This window comes from Nocardioides caeni (assembly GCF_004912195.1).
In the GTDB taxonomy this organism is placed as follows: domain Bacteria; phylum Actinomycetota; class Actinomycetes; order Propionibacteriales; family Nocardioidaceae; genus Nocardioides; species Nocardioides caeni.
In genome coordinates this window covers 118,235-139,963 of record NZ_STGW01000007.1, presented here as the reverse complement: position 1 = coordinate 139,963, position 21,729 = coordinate 118,235, and the positions used below count along the sequence as shown (strand labels likewise).

Below are 21,729 nucleotides of genomic sequence, written 5' to 3'. Positions count from 1 at the left end.
GTTAACCCACCGCCCCCGCGTCCACCGGCACGTCCAGCAGCCGACCGGCGCGAGCCACGTCGGCATACCACCGGCCACTGTCCTTGACGATCCGCTCCTGGGTCTCGTAGTCGACGTGGACGATCCCGAAGCGCTGCTCGTAGCCGTAGGCCCACTCGAAGTTGTCGAGCAGCGACCACGCGAAGTAGCCACGCACGTCGACGCCGGCGTCGATCGCGTCCAGGATGGCGCCCAGGTGGTCCGCGAGGAAGGCCCGTCGCTCGATGTCGTGGACGCGCCCGTCGGCGTCGACGGTGTCAGGGTAGGCGGCGCCGTTCTCGGTGACGTGGATCGGCGGCGCGTCGTACTCGTCGCGCAGCCGCACGAGCAGGCGGGTCAGCCCCTCGGGCTGCACCTCCCAGTCCAGCCCCGTGACCGGCAGACCGCGGCGCGGGAAGGTGATGTCGGCACCGCCCGGGAAGGGCGAGACGACGGGCCGCGGCGGGTGCACGATCCGGGAGCCGAGGAGCTCGGGCTCAGGATGGGGGCGACCCGAGGCGGCGTCGCCGTGGTAGTAGTTCACGCCCAGCACGTCGAGCGGAGCGCCGATCAGGGCGAGGTCGCCGTCGCGCACGAACTCCTGCCACGTCTGGCCGCGCCACGTCATCCCCGCGGTCCGCTCCTCCAGTCCGCGGGCGTGCCGGCCGAGCAGGATCGGGTCGAGGAAGATGCGGTTCCAGAACACGTCGACCCGCTCCGCCGCGTCGACGTCGGCGAGCTCGTCGGGGTCGAACGGCTCGGGCACCGTCAGGTTCAGGGTGATGCCGAGGACGTCGTCGGCCCGGCCCTGATGCCGCAGCTCGTCGATCGTCAGGCCGTGCGCGAGCATCAGGTGGTGGGCGGCGATGACCCCCGCCACGCCCTCCTGCCGTCCCGGCGCGTGCTGCCCGCCGGTGTAGCCGAGGAAGGCCGAGCACCACGGCTCGTTGAGCGTGGTCCAGTGCCGCACGCGGTCGCCGAGGGCGTCGTACGTCGTCAGCGCGAAGTCGCGGAACCGCTCGGCGGTGTCGCGGACCAGCCAGCCGCCCTCGTCCTCCAACGCCTGCGGGAGGTCCCAGTGGTGCAGGGTCACCCAGGGGAGGATGTCGGCCTCGAGGAGCTCGTCGACGAGCCGGGAGTAGAAGTCGATGCCCTTCTGGTTCGGCGCGCCGCCGTCGGGGCGCACCCGCGGCCACGCGATGGAGAAGCGGTAGGACGACAGGCCCAGCTCCTTCATCAGCGCGACGTCGGCCGGCATCCGGTGGTAGTGGTCGCACGCGACATCACCGGTGTCGCCGCCCAGGACCGCGCCCGGGACGCGGGCGAAGGTGTCCCAGATCGACGGGGTCCGGCCGTCGTCGTCGACGGCACCCTCGATCTGGAAGGCCGCGGTGGCGGCGCCGAGGAGGAATCCGGGGGGGAAGTTGCGGGAGGTCATCCCTTCACTGCTCCTTGCATGATGCCGGCGACCAGCTGTCGACCGGCGAGGACGAAGAGTGCGAGCAGCGGAATGGTGGCCATCCCGGTGCCGGCGAGGACGAGGGCGTAGTCGGTGGTCTGGCCCTGGCCGGTGAGGGCCAGGCGGTCGAGCGCGATCTGCAGGGTCTCTGTCTTCTGCAGCGCGACCAGCGGCCACATGTAGTCGGTCCAGACCTGCATGAAGGTGAAGAGGAACAGGATCGCCATCGCCGGACGCCCGGCCGGGACGGCGACCGTCCAGAAGGTCCGGATCATCGTGCAGCCGTCCATCCGGGCGGCCTCGATCAGCTCGTCGGGGACGGCGTCGCTGAGGTACTGCCGCATGAAGAAGACCCCGAAGGCGGTCACCATCGTCGGCAGGGCGACGGCGGCGAGCGTGTCGAGCAGCCCGAGGTCGCGCATCACGATGAAGAGCGGCACGATCGCCAGCTGCGTCGGCACCGCCATCGTCATCACCACGAACGCCATGCCGGCGTTGCGACCGCGGAAGCGGAGCTTGGCGAACGAATAGCCCGCCAGCGTGGAGAAGACGACGACCGAGGTCGCGCAGACCGTCGACACGATCAGGCTGTTGGCCAGCGCCTGCCAGAACTCCACGGTGTCGAGCACCCGTCGGGCGTTGTCGAGGAAGTGCCCGCCCGGCAGGATCGGTGGCGGGAAGTCGTCGGCGGTCTCCTTGGTGTGGGAGCCGATGACGAAGGACCAGTAGAGCGGGAGCGCCGAGCCGACGACGAACGCCACGAGGAGCCCGTAGACGAGGAAGCCCGGTCGGTCCGACGTACGACGGCTGCGGGTGCGGCCGCTCAGGACGGGAGCACTCATGCGACGGACCTCCTGGTCGCCCAGCGGGTGATCGCGAAGTTGAGCAGCGCGATCGTGACGATGACGAGGAACAGCACCCAGGCGGCGGCGGAGGCGCGACCGTAGAACTGGTCCTCGATGCCCTTGACGTAGATGTAGAGCGTCGAGGTCATGTATTGGTGGTCGGGGCCGCCCTCACGGTTGGGGGTGTCGTCGAAGAGACGGGGCTCGGTGAAGATCTGCAGTCCGCCGATGGTGCTGGTGATGATGACGAAGATCATCGTCGGCCTGATCATCGGCAAGGTGACGGAGAAGAACTGCCGCACGCGCCCGGCGCCGTCGAGCGACGCCGCCTCGTAGAGGTCGCGGGGGACGGCCTGCATGGCGGCCAGGAAGATCAGCGCGTTGTAGCCCGTCCAGCGCCAGTTGACCATCCCCGCGATCGCGAGGTGGCTCCACCAGCGGTCGACGTGCCAGCGGATCTTGTCCAACCCCATCGCATCGAGCGCCTGGTTGATGAGGCCGTACTGGTCGGCGAACAGGCTGCCGAAGATCAGCACGGCCGCCGTGGGCGCCACCACGAAGGGCAGCAGGACGCTCATCCGCCACCACGTGCTCGCGCGCAGTCGCCGGTCCAGCATCGCGGCGACCGCCACGGCCACGACGACCTGCGGGATCGACGACATCACGAAGATCGAGAACGTGTTGACCAGGGACTTCTGGAACACGGGATCGGTCAGGACGAACTCGTAGTTGTCGAGGCCGACGAACTCGCCGCGGACGTAGTAGGCCCGGTTCCAGTCGAAGAGCGACAGATAGCCGGTGTAGAGCAGTGGATAGAGCCCCACCACTGCGAACAGCAGGAAGAACGGGGAGATGTAGAGATACGGCGAGAGCTTGAGGTCCCAGCGGGATCTCCGGTGGCGCCGGATCAGGCGCCGGCGGTCGGGGGCGGACCCGCCCGCCGGAGCGGCCGCGGTGGCGGTCGCCCCGACGGACGGGTCGGTGTGGGTGCTCATGGGTGGAGTCTCGTCCTCACCTGGGGGTCAGGCTCTCGGGTGAGAGCTCACTGCAGGGCCGCAACCTCGGCCACGAACTTGTCCCACGAGTCGCCCGGGTCACCGCCCTGGTCGACGCGGTTGATGGCGTCCTGGAACTTGCCGAGGATGTCGGAGTAGAGCGGGCCGTGGTAGGGCTGCACGGTGATCGCCGCGGCCCGGTTGGAGTAGATCTGACCGGTGGGCGCGTCGTTGAAGTAGGCGTCCGTGGCCTCGAGCATCACCGGGTCCTCGAGGGCGGCGACCTGCGCGGGGACGTTGCCCTGCGCCTGGAAGACCTTGAGCTCCTGCTCCGGCGCGGTGATCCATGCGGCGAACTCCTGGGCCTCCTTCTGGTGCGGCGAGGACTTCGGCACGGCGAGGTAGGAGCCGCCCCAGTTGCCGCCACCGCCGGGGAAGACGTCGGCGATGTCCCAGTCGATGCCGTCGGGCGCCGGGTCACCGGTGTTGTCGCGGATGTTGCTGCGCATCCAGCCGGGGCACGGGATTGTGGCGAAGCCGTCGTTCTTGAAGCCGGCCGTCCAGTCGTCGCCCCACTGCGAGGCCTTGGTCGACAGCTTCTCGGTGTGGCCGGTGACGGTCTCGTAGACGGCCTTCAGCTCGGGGTTCTCGACGTCCACGGTGTTGTCGGACTTCTCGAAGGGGAACTCGACCTGGTTGAGCATGGCCTGGGCGATGGAGCCCGAGGCGTCGTACCACTTGGTGGAGGGGAGCGCGTCGACGAACTGCTCGCCGAGCGCGAAGTAGTCGTCCCAGGTGCCCATCAGCGCCGCGACCTCCTCGCGGTCGGTGGGGAGACCGGCCTTCTCGAACAGGTCCGCGCGATAGCAGATCGCCTCGGGGCCGGCGTCGGTGGCGTAGCCCACCAGCGCACCGTCGGGCGTGGTGGCAGCCTCGGTCTTGAAGTCGAGCCAGCGGCCCTCGACCTCGTCGGAGGAGAGGTCGACCCAGCGCTCCGGGGCGGCGACGAGGGCCGGCATGAAGTCGCCCTCGATGGCGACGACGTCCGGCAGGCCCTCGTTGGCCTGGAGGAGGGTGTTGAGCTCGTTCTTCCAGTCGTCCCACAGGGAGACCTTGGTCTGCTCGACCTGGATGTCGGGGTTGGCCGCGTTCCACTCCTCGATGAGCGCGTCGTAGCCGAACTCGCCGAAGGTGGTGATCGTGAGGGTCTCGCCCTTCTCGAGGTCCTTCTGCTCAGCCGACTTGGTCGGGTCGTCGCCGCCACCGCAGGCTGCGGTGAGGCCGAGCACCATCGCGCTGAGGGCCGCGACGGCTACGACTCGGTGGGCACGCTTGCGGGTGCCGGGGATGAGGGACCCACGACGTGGCCCGGGGTTGGTGATGCGCACGGTGCTGCTCCTGCCTGCAGGACGACGATGGTCTGCGGTGACTGGGTGATGTCGGCGTGAGAGCGCTTCCATCAATCTGAACGCCGTCACCATGACACGCGTCACACATCGGCGTCAATGGACCGTTTTCTCGGCGCTATTGCGGGAAGGGCGCCTGAGTCAAAGTGTGAGAGCGATTCCACTGGACGTGGCCCCGTCGGCGTCGTACTGTGAACGGCGTCACGGCCGAACGAGGAGCCGAACGAGGAGTGGAGACGGTATGGCCCAGGTGCGGTTCGAGAAGGCGTCGCTGGTCTATCCCGGCGTCGCGAAGCCAGCGGTGGACGAGCTCGACCTGACCGTCGAGGACGGCGAGCTCATGGTCCTCGTCGGCCCCTCCGGATGCGGCAAGTCGACCTCGCTGCGGATGCTCGCGGGCCTCGAGCCGGTGACCTCCGGCACGATCTCGATCGGCGATCTCGACGTCACCGACGTCGCGCCGAAGGATCGCGACATCGCGATGGTCTTCCAGAACTACGCGCTCTATCCGCACCTGTCGGTCGGCGACAACATGGCGTTCGCGCTCAAGGTCGCCGGCGTGCCGAAGGCCGAGCGGCGGCGGCGGGTGCGGGAGGCCGCGGAGATGCTCGACCTCGTCGAGGTGCTCGGGCGCAAGCCCAAGGCGCTCTCCGGAGGGCAGCGCCAGCGCGTGGCGATGGGCCGCGCGATCGTGCGTCAGCCGCAGGTCTTCCTGATGGACGAGCCGCTGTCGAACCTCGACGCCAAGCTCCGCGTCTCGACGCGCACGCAGATCGCCGCCCTGCAACGGCGTCTGGACGTCACCACCGTCTATGTCACCCACGACCAGGTCGAGGCGATGACGATGGGCGACCGGGTGGCCGTGCTCTCCGGCGGACGCCTGCAACAGGTGGACACGCCGCTGGCGCTCTATGACCGGCCAGCCAACGCATTCGTGGCCGGCTTCATCGGCTCGCCGGCCATGAACCTCCTGTCCGGCACGGTCGACGGCTCCGGTGTCGCGCGTGTCGACGGCGTGGAGATCCCGGTGGACCGAGCCGTGGTGGCCGGAGCCGGGTCCGATCGGGTGACGCTCGGCATCCGTCCCGAGGGCTGGCGCATCGGCGGCGCGGGCGAGACCGGCTTCCCCGTCACCGTGCAGGTCGTCGAGGAGCTCGGCGCCGACGCCTTCCTCTATGCGACACCCGCCGGGGCTGCTGCCGACCCGACCGCAGGCCCGGGCGCCGACCTGTCCGCGGGCGGTGTCATCCCGCAGGTCGTGGCCCGGATCGAGGGCCGGATCGGCCTGCGGCCGGGCCAGCGGGTCGAGCTGGTCGCGGACCCCACCGCCGTGCACGTCTTCGACGGCGAGAGCGGGCTCCGACTCGGCTGAGCCAGGGCTGATGGCGCCCAGAGCCTCCTGCTGACACGATCACGCGGCTCGGACGAGGCGACCGCCGAGCGCGGCGCCGGCCCCGGTGACCAGACAGAGCCCGGCAAGGACGAGCAGGGTCGCGGTGAACGCGGTGTCGTCGGCGCCGAGGACGTCGAGGAGCGCGACGCTCGACGCCGCGCCCACCGCGAAGCCGAGGTAGCGCAGCAGCTGGTTGAAGGCCATCGCGCTGCCGGTCTCGGCGACCGGCACCTTCGGCACGATCAGCAGCGGCAGCGAGGAGAACGTGAAGCCGCTGCCGAGTCCGCCGATGCCCATCGCGATGAGGGCCTGCCACAGGTGGTCGTGCCACAGCGCGAGCACCGCCATCGACGCGGCGAAGGTGGTGCACCCGACCGGCAGCAGGACCTGCGGCCCGATCCGTGCCGCGACCTCGCGAGCGAGCCGGTTGCCGGACACGCTGGCGACCGAGTACGGCACCAGGATCAACCCGGCCACCCCGACGCCCAGGCCGAGTCCGAGTCCGTCGTGCGGCTCGCTCTGGACGAGGACCACGACCAGGGTCAGCAAGCCGTACATGCCGACGCCGATGGTGAACGTGACGACGTTGGGGGCGCGCAGCCCGGCCCGGCCCGCGAGTCGCAGGTCCACAAGGGGTGGCCGCTCGGGGAGCGTCGGGCGCAGCGTCCAGCCGATCCACACGATCACGAGGACGAGGCCGCCGACTCCCGTGCCGAGTGTCTCTGTCGAGGACCATCCCCAGACCTCGCCGCGGCTGATCGCCAACAGCACGGCGATCGTGCCGGTCGACAGCAGGGCGACCCCGAGCAGGTCGACGTGCTGAGGGACGCCGTCCGAGGCGACGGGTAGGTGGCGCACCGCGAGCAGCAGGGTCGCGGCGACGAGGAACGTCCCGAACCAGTAGGCACCGCTCACGCCGAAGTGCGCCGCAGTGAAGGCCGTGACCGGATAGCCGAGGCCGGCACCGGCCACCGCCGTCACCGACAGCAGCGCCATCCGCGACACCAGCAGCGGTCCGTCCCACAGGTCCCGAGCGACGGCGAGCGCCAGCGGCACCAGCGCCAGCCCGACGCCCTGCAGGGCGCGGCCGCCGATGAGGACGCCGAGACCGAGAGGGAGGGCCGACAGCACCGTGCCGATCAGCACCAGCACCAGGCCACCGAGGATCACGGGCCGGCGCAGCCGGCCGCTCGCCCACCGGCCGATCGCGGGCGTGGTCGCCGCAGCCGTCACCAGCGTCGCGGTCAACGCCCACTGGGCGGTCGTCAGCGGGACGTCCGCGTCGGCGGCGATCTCCGGGATCAGGGGCGCGCCGAGGCTGCTGACCACCGCGGTGATCGTGGTGATCGCGGCCAGGGCGAGGAAGGTGCCTCGCCCCGCTCGCTCATCGCCCACCCCATCAGTGTCGGGGATGGCCTCCGTCCGTCGTACGGCGGCCGGGCCCGTGTCCCTGCGCCGGGGCGCTCGGCTGCACGGACAGGAATATCCTCGCGCGCTCCCGGCGTTGGGGTCGGGTGCCCACCGACTCCCGACGTATCTCCCTGCTGCTGGGCCTGCTGTTCGGTCTGACCGGCATGGGCTCGGCGTCGGCGGCGATCGCGGTGCCGCTGATGGGTCCGGACCTCGGGATCACGACCGCTGCGGCGACCTGGACCATCACGGTCTACATCCTCATGCTCGCCGTCACGACTGCGACCTACGGACGGCTCGCGGACCTGATGGGGATCCGCATCCCGCTGGTCATCGGCATCTCGCTCATGACCTCGGGTGCGGTCGCCGCGGCCCTCGCGCCCACCTTCGAGGTCCTGCTCGTCGCGCGCCTCATCCAGGGGGCAGGGGCCGGAGCGATCCCCACCCTCGGCGCCACCATCGTGACCGCGCGCTACGACGGTGAGATCCGCGGACTCGCCCTCGGGCGGCTGGCCGCCATGGCCGCCGCTGTCAGCGCACTCGGACCCCTGGCCGGCGGCGTCGTGGAGGCGGCGTTCGGCTGGCGGGCGGTCCTCGCCCTGCCGGTCCTCGGCCTGCTGGTCGTCCCCTTCATCTGGCGCGCGCTGACCCGCGAGGGCACGGGCGCGCAGCTCGACATCCTCGGCGCCGTCCTCGTCGCCCTCACGGCGGCTGGGGCCGTGCTGCTGATCCAGTCCCCGTCGACCGGCGTGGCCGTGGCCGTGGCCGGTGCTCTCCTGGTGCTGGTGGGCGTCCCCGCCGTCACGTTCTGGATCCGTCGGCGTCCGGACGGCTTCCTCCCGATCGACGTGGTGCGGAACCCGACCGTCGTGCGGAGCGCCCTCTCGGCGTCAGCGGTCCCGGCTGCGTGGTTCGCCTCCCTGATCGCCGTCCCGGCGGTCCTGCTGGACCATGACTGGGAGCCCTACCAGGTGGGACTGCTCCTGCTCCCGTGTGTTGCGCTGTCCGCGGTCCTGCCACGTCTGGCGAGCCGGGTCATCTCCGGAGTCGGACCTGTCCGGGCCATCGGCATCGCGGCAGCAGTGTCGTCCGTCGCGATGCTGGTCGCCGCGCTGGGCGCCGACCGGGCCGACGCGACCCTGCTCGCCGTCGCCCTGGTGATCGTGTGTGCCGCCTTCGGCATCGGTCAGCCGGCGCTCGGCGCTGCGGTCGGCAGCGCGGTCCACGAGCACGTCCGCGGGGTCGCGCTCGGCGTCGCGACACTGGTGTTCATGACCGGCGGCTCCATCGGGTCGGCCGTCGTCGGCGGTCTCGGCGACATCCTCGGCGTCGGCGGCAGTCTCGTCGTGCTGGCTGCGCTGCCGCTGCTCAGCCTGGTCGCCCTCGTGCCGGAGATGCGGCGATCTCCCGCGGCTGCGGCCGGACGCGCCGGGGTCTGACCCGGATCCGGGTCTGACAGACTGGCCGGCGCTGTTCCGGACGGTTGACGAGGAGGCCGTGTGACGACCAAGCAGGTCCGCAGCGGCCGTGACCCCATCGTCGCGGCCGCGGTGAGCCACTTCACCGAGCGCGGCTACCACGGCACCTCGATGCGTGACATCGCCGCCGGAGCCGGTGTCACGGTCGCCAGCATCTATCACCACTTCGACGGCAAGCAGGCCGTCCTGCAGTTCATCATGGCCGGCACGATGCGCGACCTCCTCGAGGCCACGACCTCGGTCGACGACGAGGGGACGACGCCGACGGCGCGGCTGCGGGCCTTCGTCGACGCGTGGGTCCTCTTCCACACCACCCGCCAGCCGGAGGCCCTCATCGGCGCCTCGGAGATCCGTAGCCTCGACGACGACGGGCGAGACCTCGTCGTCGGCCTGCGCGACGAGCAGGAGCGCCGGCTGCGGGGGATCGTCGAGGCCGGCGTGGCGTCCGGCGAGTTCACGACGCCGTACCCCGTCGAGGCGACGCGAGCGCTGGTCACCATGGGTGCCGCGATCGCCAGCTGGTATCGCGCCGGCGGTCCGCTCACGCCCGCCGAGCTCTCCGATCGCTACTGCGAGCTGGCGTTCGGACTCGTCCGCGGTCCGTCGGTCCTCGAGTAGCCGCTCATCGAGCCCCGCCCGGCCCGCTCGGACCGCTCAGCGGAGCTGGGCCAGCCCGGCGGCGAGTAGGGGCGCGACGGCTTCGCCGGCCGTGTCGAAGCCGTCGCCGTGGGTCGCGCCCGCGCGGTAGCGGTGGTCGATGCCGGCAGCGATGACGGCGAGCTTGAAGTAGGCCAGGGCCAGGTGCTGCTCGAAGTCACGCAGCGGAACCCCGCCGGCCTTCTCGTACGACGACGCCAGACCGGCCACGTCGGGGAGTCGATCGCTGGTCCACGCGCAGGGGCTGCCGATGATCAGGTCGAACGCGGGATCGCGATAGACCGCCATCATCGCCACGTCCGCCACCGGGTCGCCGATGGTGGACAGCTCCCAGTCGACGACGGCAGCGACGTCCACGCTGCCGGACCCCTCCGGGGTCACCCGGAGCAGGGTGTTGTCGATGCGGTAGTCGCCGTGGACGATGCCGGTGGCGTGCTGGGCGGGCAGCGCCGTGCCGAGGACGTCGGCGAGCTCGGCGGCGAGGCCCTTCACGTCGTCCGGGAAGTGCTGACCGACGAGCTCCCACTGGCTGCTCCACCGCTTGTGCTGGCGGGCGGCGTAGCCGTCCGGGCGGCCGAAGCGCTCCAGGCCGACGGCCACGTGGTCGACGGCGTGCAGGGTCGCGAGGGTCTCCGACAAGGACGTGATGGCCGCATCGACCTGGTCGTCGCTGAGCAGGTCCAGCTGTGCCTGCGTCTGGAGGGTGCGTCCGTCGACGAACCCGCAGATCGCGAAGGCGCCACCGATCAGGTCCTCCTCCTCGTAGGCCACGACGGCGGGTGCGACCGGGACGTCGGTGGCGCCCAGGGCGCTGACCACGCGGTATTCGCGCACGACGTCGTGCGCCGACGGCGTCCGGCCGGCTCGCGGCGGCGTCCGCATCACCCACTGCTCGACACCGTCGCTCAGGCGCAGTGTCAGGTTGGACTTGCCGCCGGCGATCAGGGTGCTGGTCAGCGGAGCCGCGGGCTCCGTGCCGGCCTCGGTCATCACGCCGGCGATCGCCGCGAGCTCCTCGCCGCTGAGGATGTCGTTCACCGGGTGATCTCCCGAACGGCGCGCTTGGCCAGCGACCAGCGGTGCACCTCCGACGGGCCGTCGTAGATCCGGAACGGCCGGATCTCGCGGGCGATCTTGGCGACGGGAAGGTCGTGGGTCGTGCCGAGCCCGCCGCACATCTGCACGGCCCGGTCGGCGATGCGGTGCAGGGCCTCGGCGGCGAAGGTCTTCGCGATCGAGGTCTCCTTGCTGGCGCGACCGCCGTCGTCGAGGACGCGGCAGGCCTCCATCAGCAGGGCGCGGGTCGCGGCGATGTCGATCTCGTTGTCCGCGATCATCTGCTGCATCATGCCGAGGTCGGCGAGGCGGGTGCCGAAGGCCTCGCGGCCCGCGACATGGGTCACCGCGACCTCGTGGGCGCGACGAGCGGCGCCCAGCCAGCGCATGACATGGGTCATCCGGGCGGGGCCGAGCCGGATCTGGGCGCCGGCGAAGCCCTTGCCGACCTCGCCGAGCACGTCCTCGTCGGGGATGAAGCAGTCCGTGAAGGTCATCTCGCAGTGGCCGCCGAGCATCGAGGTGTCGAGGCTCCTCATGTGCCGACCGACGGTCAGGCCCTCCCGGTCCGCCGGCGCCAGGAACATCGTCGCCTGCTCGCCCGTGCGCGCCATGATGATGAAGAAGTCGGCGCCGTCGGCACCGGTGATGAAGTACTTCTCCCCATTGATCAGCCAGCCCCCGTCGACGCGGGTCGCGGTGGTGGCGAGCGCGCTGGGATCCGAGCCCGCGCCGGGGGAGGGCTCCGTCATCGCGAAGCCGGAGCGCTGCTCGCCACTGGCCAGGGGCGTGAGGTAGCGCTCGCGCTGGCCCGCGGTCGCGATGTGGTCGAGGAGGTGCATGTTGCCCTCGTCGGGAGCGTTGATGTTGAGCGCGACCGGGCCGAAGAGGGAGTAGCCGGCCTCCTCGAACACCGGGGCACGGTCCACCATGTTCATCCCGAGCCCGCCGAGGCCGGTCGGAACGTGGGGCGCGAACACGCCGGCGGCGCGTGCCGCGGCCTGCAGCTCGCGGCGGCGCTCGTCCCCGCCCGCGGCGGCGATGTCGCCGTCGTACTCGTCGTCGACCGGGATCACCTGCTCGCGGATGAAGGTGCGGACGCGGCTGACGACGTCGTCGACCTCGGACTTGTTCATGACGGCTCCGTATCTAAACGATCGTTCGGTTAGTCAAGGATGCGGCACGAAGGGTCTCCGAGGCAACCCCGGCCGCCGAGGTGCGAGGTTCCCTCGGTGGAGGTGGGGGCTGCCGACGGTCTCAGCTGACCCGATGGGGGGCCTGCGCCTCGCGCCCCTGGTAAGCCAGGATCGCGGGGTTGACCACCCTGCCCTCGCGGATCTCGATCGCGCGGCTGAGCGTCTCGTCGGCGTCCCAGGACGCGCCGCCCTCGAGAACGCGTCGCAGGAACGGGACGAGCGCGAGGCTGTTCTCCCAGGTCGCCGAGTTCCACAGGTACGACGGCGAGTGGTCGACGCCGTAGTAGAGGACGTTGTTGCCCACCACGAACGTCGGGTCGTCGAACCCGGTCGGGCGCGCGAACTCGAACCCCATGCCCAGGTCGCACGACACGTCGACGAGGAGGCTGCCGGGGCGGAAGGCGTCCAGGTCGGCGTCACGGACGTAGACGAGCGGGTGGCCGGTGTCCTGCAGCGTGCAGTTGACGACGATGTCGTTCTCGGCGAGGTACGTCGGCAGCGGCTCCCGCCCGCGCTCGGTGATCACCGAGCTCGAGCCGTCCGGATCGTGCTCGAACTGGCGGATCCGCACCGAGTGGATCGGCGACCCGACCGCGGCGACGCCCCGGTTGGTCAGCGCGGCGACCTCGTGGACGCCGTGCGCGTTGAGGGCGGTGACCGCGCCGCGCGCGGTGGCACCGAACCCGATGACGACGGCGCTCAGTCGACGCCCGTAGTCTCCGGTGAGGCCGGCGAGCTGGAGGGCGTGGATCACCGAGCAGTAGCCGGCGAGCTCGTTGTTCTTGTGGAACACGTGGAGCCCGACCGCGCCGTCGCGGGTCCAGTGGTTCATGGCCTCGAAGGCGATGAGGGTCAGCCGGCTGTCGATCGCGACCTGGGTGAGGTCGGTGTCCTGGACGCAGTGCGGCCACCCCCACAGCGTCTGGCCGGGCCGCATCGCTGCGACGTCCTCGAGCTGCGGCTTGGGCAGCAGGACGACGTCGGAGCCGGTCAGCAGCTCCGCGCGGTCGGCGAACCCGGCCACGTGAGGCGCGAGGGTCGCGTCGTCGACGCCGAAGCGCGCGGCGTACCCGTGCTCGAGGGTGATGCGTGCCTGCAGGTCGGGATCGAGCGCAGCCAGGTGGTCGGGGTGAAGGGGCAGCCGGTGCTCGTTCTCCTTGGCCGACGACCCGATGACCCCGAGCCCCAGCAACGTCACTTCTTCTTGGCGGGGTGGATCTTCTCGGAGAGTGTCTCCTCCGCCCCCTTGGCGCGCTTGTCGGCGCGCTTCTCCTTGATCGACTTCCCGGTCTTCTTGGTGAGGCTCTGGCGCGGCGACTTGTCGCTCATGGCGGTTCTCTCTGAGAGGGAGTCTGGACGGCTCCGACCTTCGACAGTACGCCTGTCGGGCGCGGGTCCGCCTACCGGTGGATCTTCCTCTTCGCGAACCGGGTTTCGTGACGCGCCGTCGCGACCTCCTTCGTCGGTCGCGGGCGCTCCTCAACCTTCGGCGCTGATCGGTGACCTCGCAAGCTCGGTCACCGGCGCCTCACTTGCTGGCTTTACGCGCTCGACTCGCAGCCTTCGCCCGCTCGTTGGCGTCCAGGTTGACCTTGCGGATCCGCACGGTCTCGGGGGTGATCTCCACGCACTCGTCCTCGCGGCAGAACTCCAGGCACTGCTCGAGCGAGAGCTTCCGCGGCGGGATCAGCTTCTCGAAGTTGTCGGAGGTGGCGGACCGGATGTTGGTCTGCTGCTTCTCCTTGGTGATGTTGACGTCCATGTCGTCGGCGCGGGAGTTCTCGCCGACGATCATGCCCTCGTAGACCTCCGTGCCGGGCTCGACGAAGAGGATGCCGCGCTCCTGCAACGACGTCATGGCGTACGCCGTGGCGGCGCCCGCGCGGTCGGCGACGAGGGAGCCGGACTGGCGGGAGCGGATCTCGCCGGCCCAGGGGAAGTAGCCCTCGGAGATGGAGTGGGCGATGCCGGTGCCACGGGTCTCGGTGAGGAAGTCGGTGCGGAAGCCGATCAGTCCTCGCGCCGGGACGACGAACTCCATCCGCACCCACCCGGTGCCGTGGTTGGTCATGCCCTCCATGCGGCCCTTGCGGTTGGCGAGGAGCTCGGTGATGGTGCCGAGGAACTCCTCGGGGGCATCGATGGTGAGGCGCTCGAACGGCTCGTGGGTCTTGCCGTCGATCTCGCGGAGGACGACCTGGGGCTTGCCGACGGTGAGCTCGTAGCCCTCGCGGCGCATCTGCTCGACCAGGATGGCCAGCGCCAGCTCGCCACGGCCCTGGACCTCCCAGGCGTCGGGGCGCTCGGTGGGCAGGACGCGGAGCGAGACGTTGCCGATCAGCTCGGAGTCGAGGCGGTCCTTGACGAGGCGGGCGGTGACCTTGTGGCCCTTGCCGCCCTTGCCGACGAGCGGGGAGGTGTTGGTGCCGATGGTCATCGAGATCGCGGGCTCGTCGACGTGGATGAGCGGCAGTGCGACCGGGTTCTCCGGGTCGGCGAGGGTTTCGCCGATGGTGATCTCCGGGATGCCCGCGACCGCGACGATGTCGCCGGGACCGGCGGACTCGCCGGGCTTGCGCTCGAGGCCCTCGGTGACGAGGAGCTCGGTGATCTTGACGTTCTTGACGCCGCCGTCGCGCTGCATCCAGGCGACCTGCTGGCCCTTCTTGAGGGTGCCCTGCTTGATGCGGAGCAGGGCGAGACGGCCCAGGAAGGGCGAGGCGTCGAGGTTGGTGACGTGCGCCTGCAGGGGCGCCTCGTCGTCGTACTCGGGAGCGGGGATGGTCTCCAGGATGGTCCGGAACAGCGGCTCGAGGTCGGTGCCCTCGGGCAGGGTGCCGTTCTCCGGCTTGGTCAGCGACGCGATGCCGGCCTTGCCGGAGGCGAAGACGACCGGGAAGTCGAGCGCGTCCTGGGAGTGCGACTCGTCGAGCAGGTCCATGAACAGCTCGTAGGTCTCGTCGACGACCTCGTCGATGCGAGCGTCGCCGCGGTCGGTCTTGTTGACGACCAGGATCACCGGCATGTCGGCGTTGAGCGCCTTGCGCAGCACGAAGCGGGTCTGGGGGAGCGGGCCCTCGGAGGCGTCGACCAGGAGCACGATGCCGTCGACCATCGACAGGCCCCGCTCGACCTCGCCACCGAAGTCGGCGTGACCGGGGGTGTCGATGATGTTGATGACCATGTCGCCGTTGGCCATCTCCTGCGCAGAGGGGCCGCGGTAGTGGACCGCGGTGTTCTTCGCGAGGATGGTGATGCCCTTCTCGCGCTCGAGGTCACCGGAGTCCATCACGCGCTCGGCGACGCCCTCGGCCTGGTGGGCGCTGAAGGCACCGGCCTGGTGCAGCATCGCGTCGACGAGGGTGGTCTTGCCGTGGTCGACGTGGGCGACGATGGCGACGTTGCGGAGATCGGTACGACGAGTCTGGGACACGAGAGTCCAGCCTACTGGCGCTGGACCGTCCCGCTCGCATCCGCGACGGCGCCCTAGACTCAGCGCATGCAGACCATCGGCCTCGTCGGCGGCATGTCCTGGGAGAGCAGCGCGGCCTACTACGAGGCGCTCAACACCGGCGTCGAGCGCCGTCTGGGCGGTCTCCACTCGGCCCGGACGGTCATGACCTCGGTCGACTTCGCCGAGGTGACCGCACTCCAGGAGGCCGAGGACTGGGACGGGGTCGCGACCATCCTGCGGGCCGCCGCCGAGTCGGTCGAGCGGGCCGGCGCCGACTTCCTGATGCTCTGCACCACGACCTTCCACCGGGTCGCCGAGCAGGTCCAGGACGCCGTCGGCATTCCGCTGCTCCACCTCGGTGACGTCGTCGCCGAGGCCTGCAAGGAGCAGGGCGTCGAGACCGTCGCGTTGTTGGGCACGCGCTTCGCGATGTCGCGGACCTTCTTCACCGACCGGATCGCCAGCCACGGGCTGGACGTCGTCGTCCCCGGCGTGGAGCACCACGACGAGCTCAACCGGATCATCTACGACGAGCTGGTCCACGGGAAGGTCGTCGACGACTCCCGTCGCTCGGTGGTCGCGCTGATCAGCGAGCTGTGGGACGCCGGCGCGGGTGGCGTGATCCTCGGCTGCTCCGAGCTGGAGCTGCTGGTGCGCCAGGCCGACTCCGAGCTCCCGGTCTTCCCCTGCACGACCCTGCACGTGCAGGCCGCCCTGGATCGCGCGCTGGCCTGACGCGGATCCGGGTCAGACCCGGTGCACCTTGTGCTGCGCGGCCTGGGCGCGCGGCTTGATCACCATCTCGTCGATGTTGACGTGGCTGGGTCGTGTGACGACCCAGGTGATCGCGTCGGCGACGTCGTCGGCGACCAGCGGCTCGGCGACGCCGGCATAGATCGCGTCCGCCCGCGCCTGGTCGCCGTCGAAGCGCACGAGCGAGAACTCGTCGGTGCGGACCATGCCGGGCGCGATCTCACAGACCCGCACCGGCTGGTCGAAGAGCTCCAGCCGCAGGGTCTCGGTGACCACCTTGGTGCCGTGCTTGGCGGCCGTGTAGCCGGCGCCGCCCTCATAGGCGATCCGGCCTGCGGTCGAGCCGACGTTGACGATCGTGCCCGCGCCCTCGGCCCCGCCATGGGCGACCAGCGCGGGCAGCAGTGCCCGGGTCACCTGCATCAGGCCGATCACGTTGACGTCGTACATCCGGCGCCACTCGTCACTGTCCGCCTCCGCGACGGTCGAGAGACCGAAGGCGCCGCCCGCGTTGTTGACGAGTACGGCGAGCCGCGGCCCGACCTCGTCGGCGAGTGCCGCGACCGACGCCGGGTCGGTGACGTCGCACACGACGGCGCGGCCGTCGATCTCGGCGGCGAGAGCCTCGACCCGGTCGGCGCGACGGGCGGCGCAGACGACCTCGAAGCCGGCTCCCGCGAGCTGGCGCGCGGCGGCAGCCCCGATCCCGCTGGAGGCTCCGGTGACGACGGCGACGGGGCGGCTCATGGCTCCATCCTGTCGCACCGTCCCCGGCTGGCGCCTCTTCCCCGGCCGCTCGGGAATGCCGGGCACACTGAAAGGGTTTGACCTGCTGCCCGGCACTGTCGGGCAGGCCGAGCATCCGACCACGACCCGATCACGAGGAGGTGCCATGGACCGCTCCGCGATCGAGCGCGTCGCGATGATCAGCCTGCACACCTCACCGCTGGACCAGCCCGGCACCGGTGACGCGGGCGGCATGAACGTCTATGTCGTCGAGGTCGCCCGCCGGCTCGCCGCGCGCGGCATCGCGGTCGACGTGTTCACCCGGGCGACCCGGTCGAGCCTGCCGCCTGTCGTCCCCGTCGAGGACGGCATCACCGTCCACCACGTGCACGCGGGCCCGTTCGAGGGCCTGACCAAGGAGGAGCTGCCCGGGCAGTTGTGCGTGTTCGCCCGTGAGGTTCTCCGGGCCGAGGCCGCGCAACCGTTGGGCCACTTCGACGTGGTCCACTCCCACTACTGGCTCTCCGGCCAGGTCGGCGCGCTGGCGCGTGACCGGTGGGGCGTCCCGCTCGTCCACTCCATGCACACGATGGCCAAGGTCAAGAACGAGGCGCTCGCGCTGGGCGACACCCCGGAGCCGGCGGCCCGCGTGATCGGCGAGGAGCAGGTGGTCGAGGCCGCCGACGTGCTCATCGCCAACACCGACCTCGAGGCCAAGCAGCTGATCAACCTCTATGACGCCGACCCCGGGCGCGTCGAGGTCGTCCATCCCGGCGTCGACACCACGCTCTTCCGCCCGCTGGACGCTGCCGGCAGGGCCGCGGCCCGGCGTGATCGCGGCCTGCCCGCGGACGCCCTGGTGCTGCTGTTCGCCGGCCGGATCCAGCCGCTCAAGGCCCCCGACGTCCTGCTGCGGGCCGTCGCCGAGCTGTTGGAGCGGCGTCCCGACCTGCGCTCCCGGCTCGTGGTCCCCGTCGTCGGCGGCCCCTCGGGCAGCGGGCTCGACCGCCCGACGTCGCTGGCCAACCTCTCGGCCGAGCTCGGCATCGACGACGTCGTGCGCTTCGTGCCGCCGGTCCCGCAGACCGACCTGGCCGGCTGGTACGCCGCAGCGACCCTGGTCGCCGTGCCCTCCTACAACGAGTCGTTCGGGCTGGTCGCCGCCGAGGCCCAGGCCGCTGGTGCGCCGGTGGTCGCTGCTGCCGTCGGTGGCCTCACGACGGTCGTCCGCGACGGTCACAGCGGCCTGCTGGTCGACACGCACGAGCCCCACGACTGGGCGCTGGCCCTCGAGCGCGTGGCGGCCGACCCGACGTACCGCGACCGGCTGGCGGCCGGCGCCCTCGACCAGGCCCGCCAGTTCTCGTGGGAGGCGACCGCGGCCCAGACCCTGGCTGCCTACGAGCGGGCTCATCGGATCATGCGCGCTCCTCTACGGTTGCCGGATGAGCGCAACCGCTGAGCCTGCCGATGTCGTCCGGGAGTGGCTCCGGGCCAACGACCTCGAGTTCGAGGAGACGGGCGAGGGCGGCTTCAGCTTCTCGCTCCCCGGCGAGAGCAAGCTGCAGACCCCCGTCCGCCTCGATCTCGGCCCGCACGCCCTCGGGGTGCACGCCTTCGTCTGCCGTCGTCCCGACGAGCAGTTCGAGCGGGTCTACCGCTGGCTGCTCGAGCGCAACATGCGGATGTACGGCGTCGCGTTCGGGCTCGACCACCACGGGGACATCTACCTCGACGCCCGCCTGCCGCTGTCGTCCGTCACGACCGACGACCTCGACCGGCTGATGGGCTCGGTCCTCACCTATGCCGACTCCTCGTTCAACACGATCCTCGAGCTGGGCTTCGAGTCGTCCATCCGCAAGGAGTGGGCATGGCGGATCGAGTGGGGCGAGTCGACGGCCAACCTCGAGGCCTTCCGCGGCTGGCTCGAGGCGGGGCCGGCCGAGGACTGAGCCGCTCGGTCGGACCGCTCGCTCGGGCCCGGTCAGACGAGCGCCTTCGCGGCCGTCGTGACCCGGCGCGACCCGGCGACCGTCTGACGTGATGCCGCCCAGCGGACCGGGCTGCCCGGATCCGTCCCCTTGTCGACGAGGAACCAGTCGGACTGGACCCGCTGGGTCGAGAAGTCGACGATCATGCAGCCCGTCTTGAACCCCTCGGCGTACTTCAGCCACGGGTTCGACAAGGTGTTGTTGGCGGTCAGGAGCACGTCGAGCAGCGTGCCGATGCCCGGCGCGACCTGGTTGATCATTGTCTGCAGGGACGGTGAGGCGACGCCGGGCGTCACGTACTCCACTGCTGCCGACCTGCGGTCGAGCAGATAGTTGCTGGGACGCACGGGGATCTCGCTGGCGAAGCTCTGGTGCACGTCGCCGGTGAGGACGACGACGTCGCTGATCCCGGCCATCCCGTCGACGATCCGCTGCCGCTGGTCCAGGAAGCCGTTCCAGTCCTCGACATAGAGCTGCAGCAACGGGTCCTCCAGCTTGTCCGACAGCGCCGGTCCGAGGAGCCGGGTGATCTGCTGCGGCAGCTGCGGCCCGATGTTCTGCGGGAAGAACGGCACCTGGTTGCCGAGGACCTTCCAGCGGGCGGTGCTGGCGGACAGTCCCTGCACCAGCCAGTGCTCCTGGTCGTCGCCGATCATCGAGCCGTCCGGGTCGCCCGACGTGCCGCCGAGCAGCCCACCGAGGGCGCCGTAGCCGAGCAGCAGGCTCTTCGGGGGCTGGGTGCGGAAGCGGCGCTCGTCGAGCATCCACAGGTCGACCTGCTGCCCGAACGCGAGCCGCCGGTTGATCCTCGCCCAGTCGTCGGGATCGGTGTGCCGGATCGGGAGCCAGTCGAGGAAGGCGCGCCGGCCCGCGGTGGCGCGGGTCGCCCAGTCGCCCTCAGCAGCGGGATCGTGGTTCTCCGCTCCCTCGCGCCAGGTGTCGTTGGCGATCTCGTGGTCGTCCCACACCGCGATCATCGGATGCGCGGCGTGCAGGTCCTGGAGGTTCTGCTCGAGCTTGTAGCAGCCGTGCCGGACCCGGTAGTCCTCGAGCGTGGTGCACTCGTGGAGCGGGTCGGCGTTGCGCGGGTTCTTCGGATAGCCGGCGATCACGCCGCCCGGGGCATATTCGTAGACGTAGTCGCCCAAGTGCAGCACGGCGTGCAGGTCGCTGCGCGTGGCGAGGAACTTGTAGGGCTGGAAGTAGCCCCAGTCGTAGTTGGCGCACGACACGACGCCGAACCTCACCGGGGCCGTCGAGCCCGGTGCGGGGGCCGTGCGGGTCCGGCCCACGCGCGAGGTCGCCCCGAGGGCCTGGAAGCGATAGAAGTACGACGTCGCGGGGTCCAGGCCGGTCGCGTCGACGTGCAGGGTGTGATCGTTCGCGGCGGTCGCGACCGCCGTACCCTGCCGGACGACCTGGCCGAACGCCTCGTCGCGCGCGACCTGCCAGGTGACCGTGACGTCGGACCCGATGCCGGAGCCCGGGGCGGCCTCCACCGACGGGGTGACCCGGGTCCACAGGAGCACGGCGTCGGGAAGCGGATCGCCGGACGCGACGCCGTGGACGAAGGGTGCCGACGCGGCGACGGCCTCCGGCCACGAGGCGAGCGCCAGCGCGGCACCGCCGCCGAGGGCGCCGGCCACCAGGTTGCGGCGGGACAGGGCGATGCTGGCCGAGGGGGTGGGGGACGTGTCGGGCAAGGGGGGCCTCCTGCGAGTGTGAACCGCCAACGATCGTCGTGCGACCTGCGTTACACGCGCCACTGTGGTCGGCCCGAAATCGCGCGACGGATGTCGGTGCCGAGCCCTAGGTTGCTCAAGTGACGAAGCGCGGGTGGACCCTCTTCCTGGCGATGTGCCTGATCTGGGGGCTGCCCTACCTCTTCATCCGCATCGCCGTGGAGCACGTGTCGCCGGCCGGCCTCGTCTTCTGGCGTACGGCGATCGCGTCGCTGGTCCTGCTGCCGGTGGCGCTGGTGCGGCACGAGGTCGCGCCGGTACTGGCCCGCTGGCGTCCGCTGGCCCTGTTCGCCGCCATCGAGATCATGGTGCCGTGGGTGCTGCTCAACCACGCCGAGCAGCGGATCTCGTCGTCGCTGGCCGGGCTGCTGGTGGCCGCTGTGCCGCTCTTCGGTGCGCTCGCCTTCCTGGTCACGGCGCACGCCGAGCGCTTCACGCCCCAGCAGGCCGGTGGTCTGGTCCTCGGCTTCGCGGGCGTCGCGTGCCTGGTCGGCCTCGACCTCGACCACATCGACATGCTCGCCGTCGCGGAGCTGATGGTCGTGGCGGTCTGCTACGCCGTCGGTCCGATCATCCTCACGCGCTGGTTGGCCGACCTGTCCGGGCTCGGGGTGATGTCCTGCGCTCTCACCCTCACCGCACTCGTCTACCTGCCGTTCGGCGTACTCGACGTGCCCACCGAGGCGCCGGCGGAGGCCTGGCTCAGCATCGTGGTGCTCGCCCTCGTCTGCACGGCCCTGGCCTTCATGGTCTTCCTGCACCTGGTCCGTGAGGCCGGACCGACCCGCTCGACGATCATCACCTACGTCAACCCCGCCGTCGCCATCGCGCTGGGCGTGCTGTTCCTCGACGAGGCGATCACGACCGGCATGGTCGTCGGCTTCCCGCTCATCCTCGTCGGCTGTGTCGTCGCCGCGGGTGGCCGGGCCGCGCACGCCGACGCGACGACCGCCGCCGGCGCCGAGCCCGGCACCGACATCGTCATCGAGGTCGAGGGCGAGCCGGACCCGGTCTGACTCGCCCGTCCCGGTGGTCGAGGAGGCCGCCCGCGGCCGTCTCGAGACCCGGCGAGGTGCTGCCGGGACTCGCCCGTCCCGGTGGTCGAGGAGGCCGCCCGCGGCCGTCTCGAGACCCGGCGAGGTGCTGCCGG

The 21,729-nt window shown here is 70.9% G+C and carries 19 protein-coding genes; 7 read left to right on the top strand and 12 right to left on the bottom strand.

The features are described from left to right. Position 1: 1 nt before the first annotated feature. From E9934_RS12490 to E9934_RS12475, 4 genes are read right to left on the bottom strand one after another with little or no spacing between them, the layout of a single operon-like run. Positions 2-1,456 carry a glycoside hydrolase family 1 protein gene (locus E9934_RS12490; protein WP_136563209.1) on the bottom strand — a complete coding sequence of 485 codons (1,455 nt, stop codon included), beginning with the start codon at positions 1,454-1,456 and terminating at the stop codon, positions 2-4. Next, complete coding sequence (locus tag E9934_RS12485; protein WP_136563208.1) at positions 1,453-2,319, bottom strand: carbohydrate ABC transporter permease; 867 nt, start codon at positions 2,317-2,319, stop codon at positions 1,453-1,455. Before E9934_RS12485 ends, E9934_RS12490 begins: the two co-directional genes overlap by 4 nt. Beyond that, positions 2,316-3,317, bottom strand: coding sequence for a carbohydrate ABC transporter permease (locus E9934_RS12480; RefSeq protein ID WP_136563207.1), 1,002 nt, complete (start codon positions 3,315-3,317; stop codon positions 2,316-2,318). Before E9934_RS12480 ends, E9934_RS12485 begins: the two co-directional genes overlap by 4 nt. A 47-nt stretch (positions 3,318-3,364) precedes the next feature. Beyond that, the gene (locus tag E9934_RS12475) at positions 3,365-4,705 is read right to left on the bottom strand and encodes an ABC transporter substrate-binding protein (protein WP_238694933.1); all 1,341 of its coding nucleotides are present in this window, start codon (positions 4,703-4,705) and stop codon (positions 3,365-3,367) included. Between the two features lie 259 nt (positions 4,706-4,964). Here E9934_RS12475 and E9934_RS12470 point away from each other — a divergent pair, with 259 nt between their 5' ends. Continuing rightward, the gene (locus E9934_RS12470; protein ID WP_136563205.1) at positions 4,965-6,095 is read left to right on the top strand and encodes an ABC transporter ATP-binding protein; all 1,131 of its coding nucleotides are present in this window, start codon (positions 4,965-4,967) and stop codon (positions 6,093-6,095) included. 39 nt (positions 6,096-6,134) lie between these two features. On the opposite strand, the gene E9934_RS12465 is transcribed toward E9934_RS12470, so the two are convergent. Further along, the gene (locus tag E9934_RS12465) at positions 6,135-7,511 is read right to left on the bottom strand and encodes an MFS transporter (RefSeq protein WP_136563204.1); all 1,377 of its coding nucleotides are present in this window, start codon (positions 7,509-7,511) and stop codon (positions 6,135-6,137) included. Between the two features lie 119 nt (positions 7,512-7,630). On the opposite strand from E9934_RS12465, the gene E9934_RS12460 reads away from it, so the two are divergent. Beyond that, positions 7,631-8,965 (top strand): MFS transporter, encoded by a 1,335-nt coding sequence (locus E9934_RS12460; protein ID WP_136563203.1) that lies wholly within the window; start codon positions 7,631-7,633, stop codon positions 8,963-8,965. A gap of 60 nt (positions 8,966-9,025) precedes the next feature. Next, the gene (locus tag E9934_RS12455) at positions 9,026-9,622 is read left to right on the top strand and encodes a TetR-type transcription factor C-terminal domain-containing protein (protein WP_136563202.1); all 597 of its coding nucleotides are present in this window, start codon (positions 9,026-9,028) and stop codon (positions 9,620-9,622) included. Between the two features lie 36 nt (positions 9,623-9,658). Here the strand turns inward: E9934_RS12455 and E9934_RS12450 are convergent, their stop codons facing one another. The 5 genes from E9934_RS12450 to typA form a co-directional block, all read right to left on the bottom strand. Beyond that, complete coding sequence (locus tag E9934_RS12450; RefSeq protein WP_202977284.1) at positions 9,659-10,699, bottom strand: phosphotransferase family protein; 1,041 nt, start codon at positions 10,697-10,699, stop codon at positions 9,659-9,661. Then, the gene (locus E9934_RS12445; RefSeq protein ID WP_136563201.1) at positions 10,696-11,853 is read right to left on the bottom strand and encodes an acyl-CoA dehydrogenase family protein; all 1,158 of its coding nucleotides are present in this window, start codon (positions 11,851-11,853) and stop codon (positions 10,696-10,698) included. The genes E9934_RS12450 and E9934_RS12445 overlap by 4 nt, the downstream gene beginning before the upstream one ends. A gap of 121 nt (positions 11,854-11,974) precedes the next feature. Next, positions 11,975-13,111 carry a N(5)-(carboxyethyl)ornithine synthase gene (locus E9934_RS12440; protein ID WP_136563200.1) on the bottom strand — a complete coding sequence of 379 codons (1,137 nt, stop codon included), beginning with the start codon at positions 13,109-13,111 and terminating at the stop codon, positions 11,975-11,977. After that, complete coding sequence (locus E9934_RS20460; RefSeq protein ID WP_275106631.1) at positions 13,108-13,242, bottom strand: hypothetical protein; 135 nt, start codon at positions 13,240-13,242, stop codon at positions 13,108-13,110. The genes E9934_RS12440 and E9934_RS20460 overlap by 4 nt, the downstream gene beginning before the upstream one ends. A gap of 199 nt (positions 13,243-13,441) precedes the next feature. Further along, a complete protein-coding gene (gene typA / locus E9934_RS12435; protein ID WP_136563199.1) occupies positions 13,442-15,346 on the bottom strand; it encodes a translational GTPase TypA in 1,905 nt (634 codons plus the stop codon). Between the two features lie 66 nt (positions 15,347-15,412). On the opposite strand from typA, the gene E9934_RS12430 reads away from it, so the two are divergent. Continuing rightward, complete coding sequence (locus E9934_RS12430; protein WP_136563198.1) at positions 15,413-16,102, top strand: aspartate/glutamate racemase family protein; 690 nt, start codon at positions 15,413-15,415, stop codon at positions 16,100-16,102. 12 nt (positions 16,103-16,114) lie between these two features. Here the strand turns inward: E9934_RS12430 and E9934_RS12425 are convergent, their stop codons facing one another. Continuing rightward, a complete protein-coding gene (locus E9934_RS12425) occupies positions 16,115-16,867 on the bottom strand; it encodes an SDR family NAD(P)-dependent oxidoreductase (RefSeq protein WP_136563197.1) in 753 nt (250 codons plus the stop codon). Positions 16,868-17,012: 145 nt separating this feature from the next. Here E9934_RS12425 and mshA point away from each other — a divergent pair, with 145 nt between their 5' ends. Both mshA and E9934_RS12415 read left to right on the top strand, forming a co-directional pair. Continuing rightward, the gene (gene mshA / locus E9934_RS12420; RefSeq protein WP_136563196.1) at positions 17,013-18,308 is read left to right on the top strand and encodes a D-inositol-3-phosphate glycosyltransferase; all 1,296 of its coding nucleotides are present in this window, start codon (positions 17,013-17,015) and stop codon (positions 18,306-18,308) included. Then, positions 18,292-18,798 (top strand): type III secretion system chaperone family protein, encoded by a 507-nt coding sequence (locus E9934_RS12415; RefSeq protein ID WP_136563195.1) that lies wholly within the window; start codon positions 18,292-18,294, stop codon positions 18,796-18,798. Before mshA ends, E9934_RS12415 begins: the two co-directional genes overlap by 17 nt. A 32-nt stretch (positions 18,799-18,830) precedes the next feature. Here the strand turns inward: E9934_RS12415 and E9934_RS12410 are convergent, their stop codons facing one another. Continuing rightward, complete coding sequence (locus tag E9934_RS12410; RefSeq protein ID WP_158294991.1) at positions 18,831-20,540, bottom strand: alkaline phosphatase D family protein; 1,710 nt, start codon at positions 20,538-20,540, stop codon at positions 18,831-18,833. Between the two features lie 119 nt (positions 20,541-20,659). On the opposite strand from E9934_RS12410, the gene E9934_RS12405 reads away from it, so the two are divergent. Then, on the top strand, positions 20,660-21,595 hold the full coding sequence (locus tag E9934_RS12405) for a DMT family transporter (protein WP_193556908.1): 936 nt from the start codon (positions 20,660-20,662) through the stop codon (positions 21,593-21,595). The last annotated feature ends 134 nt before the right edge of the window (positions 21,596-21,729 follow it).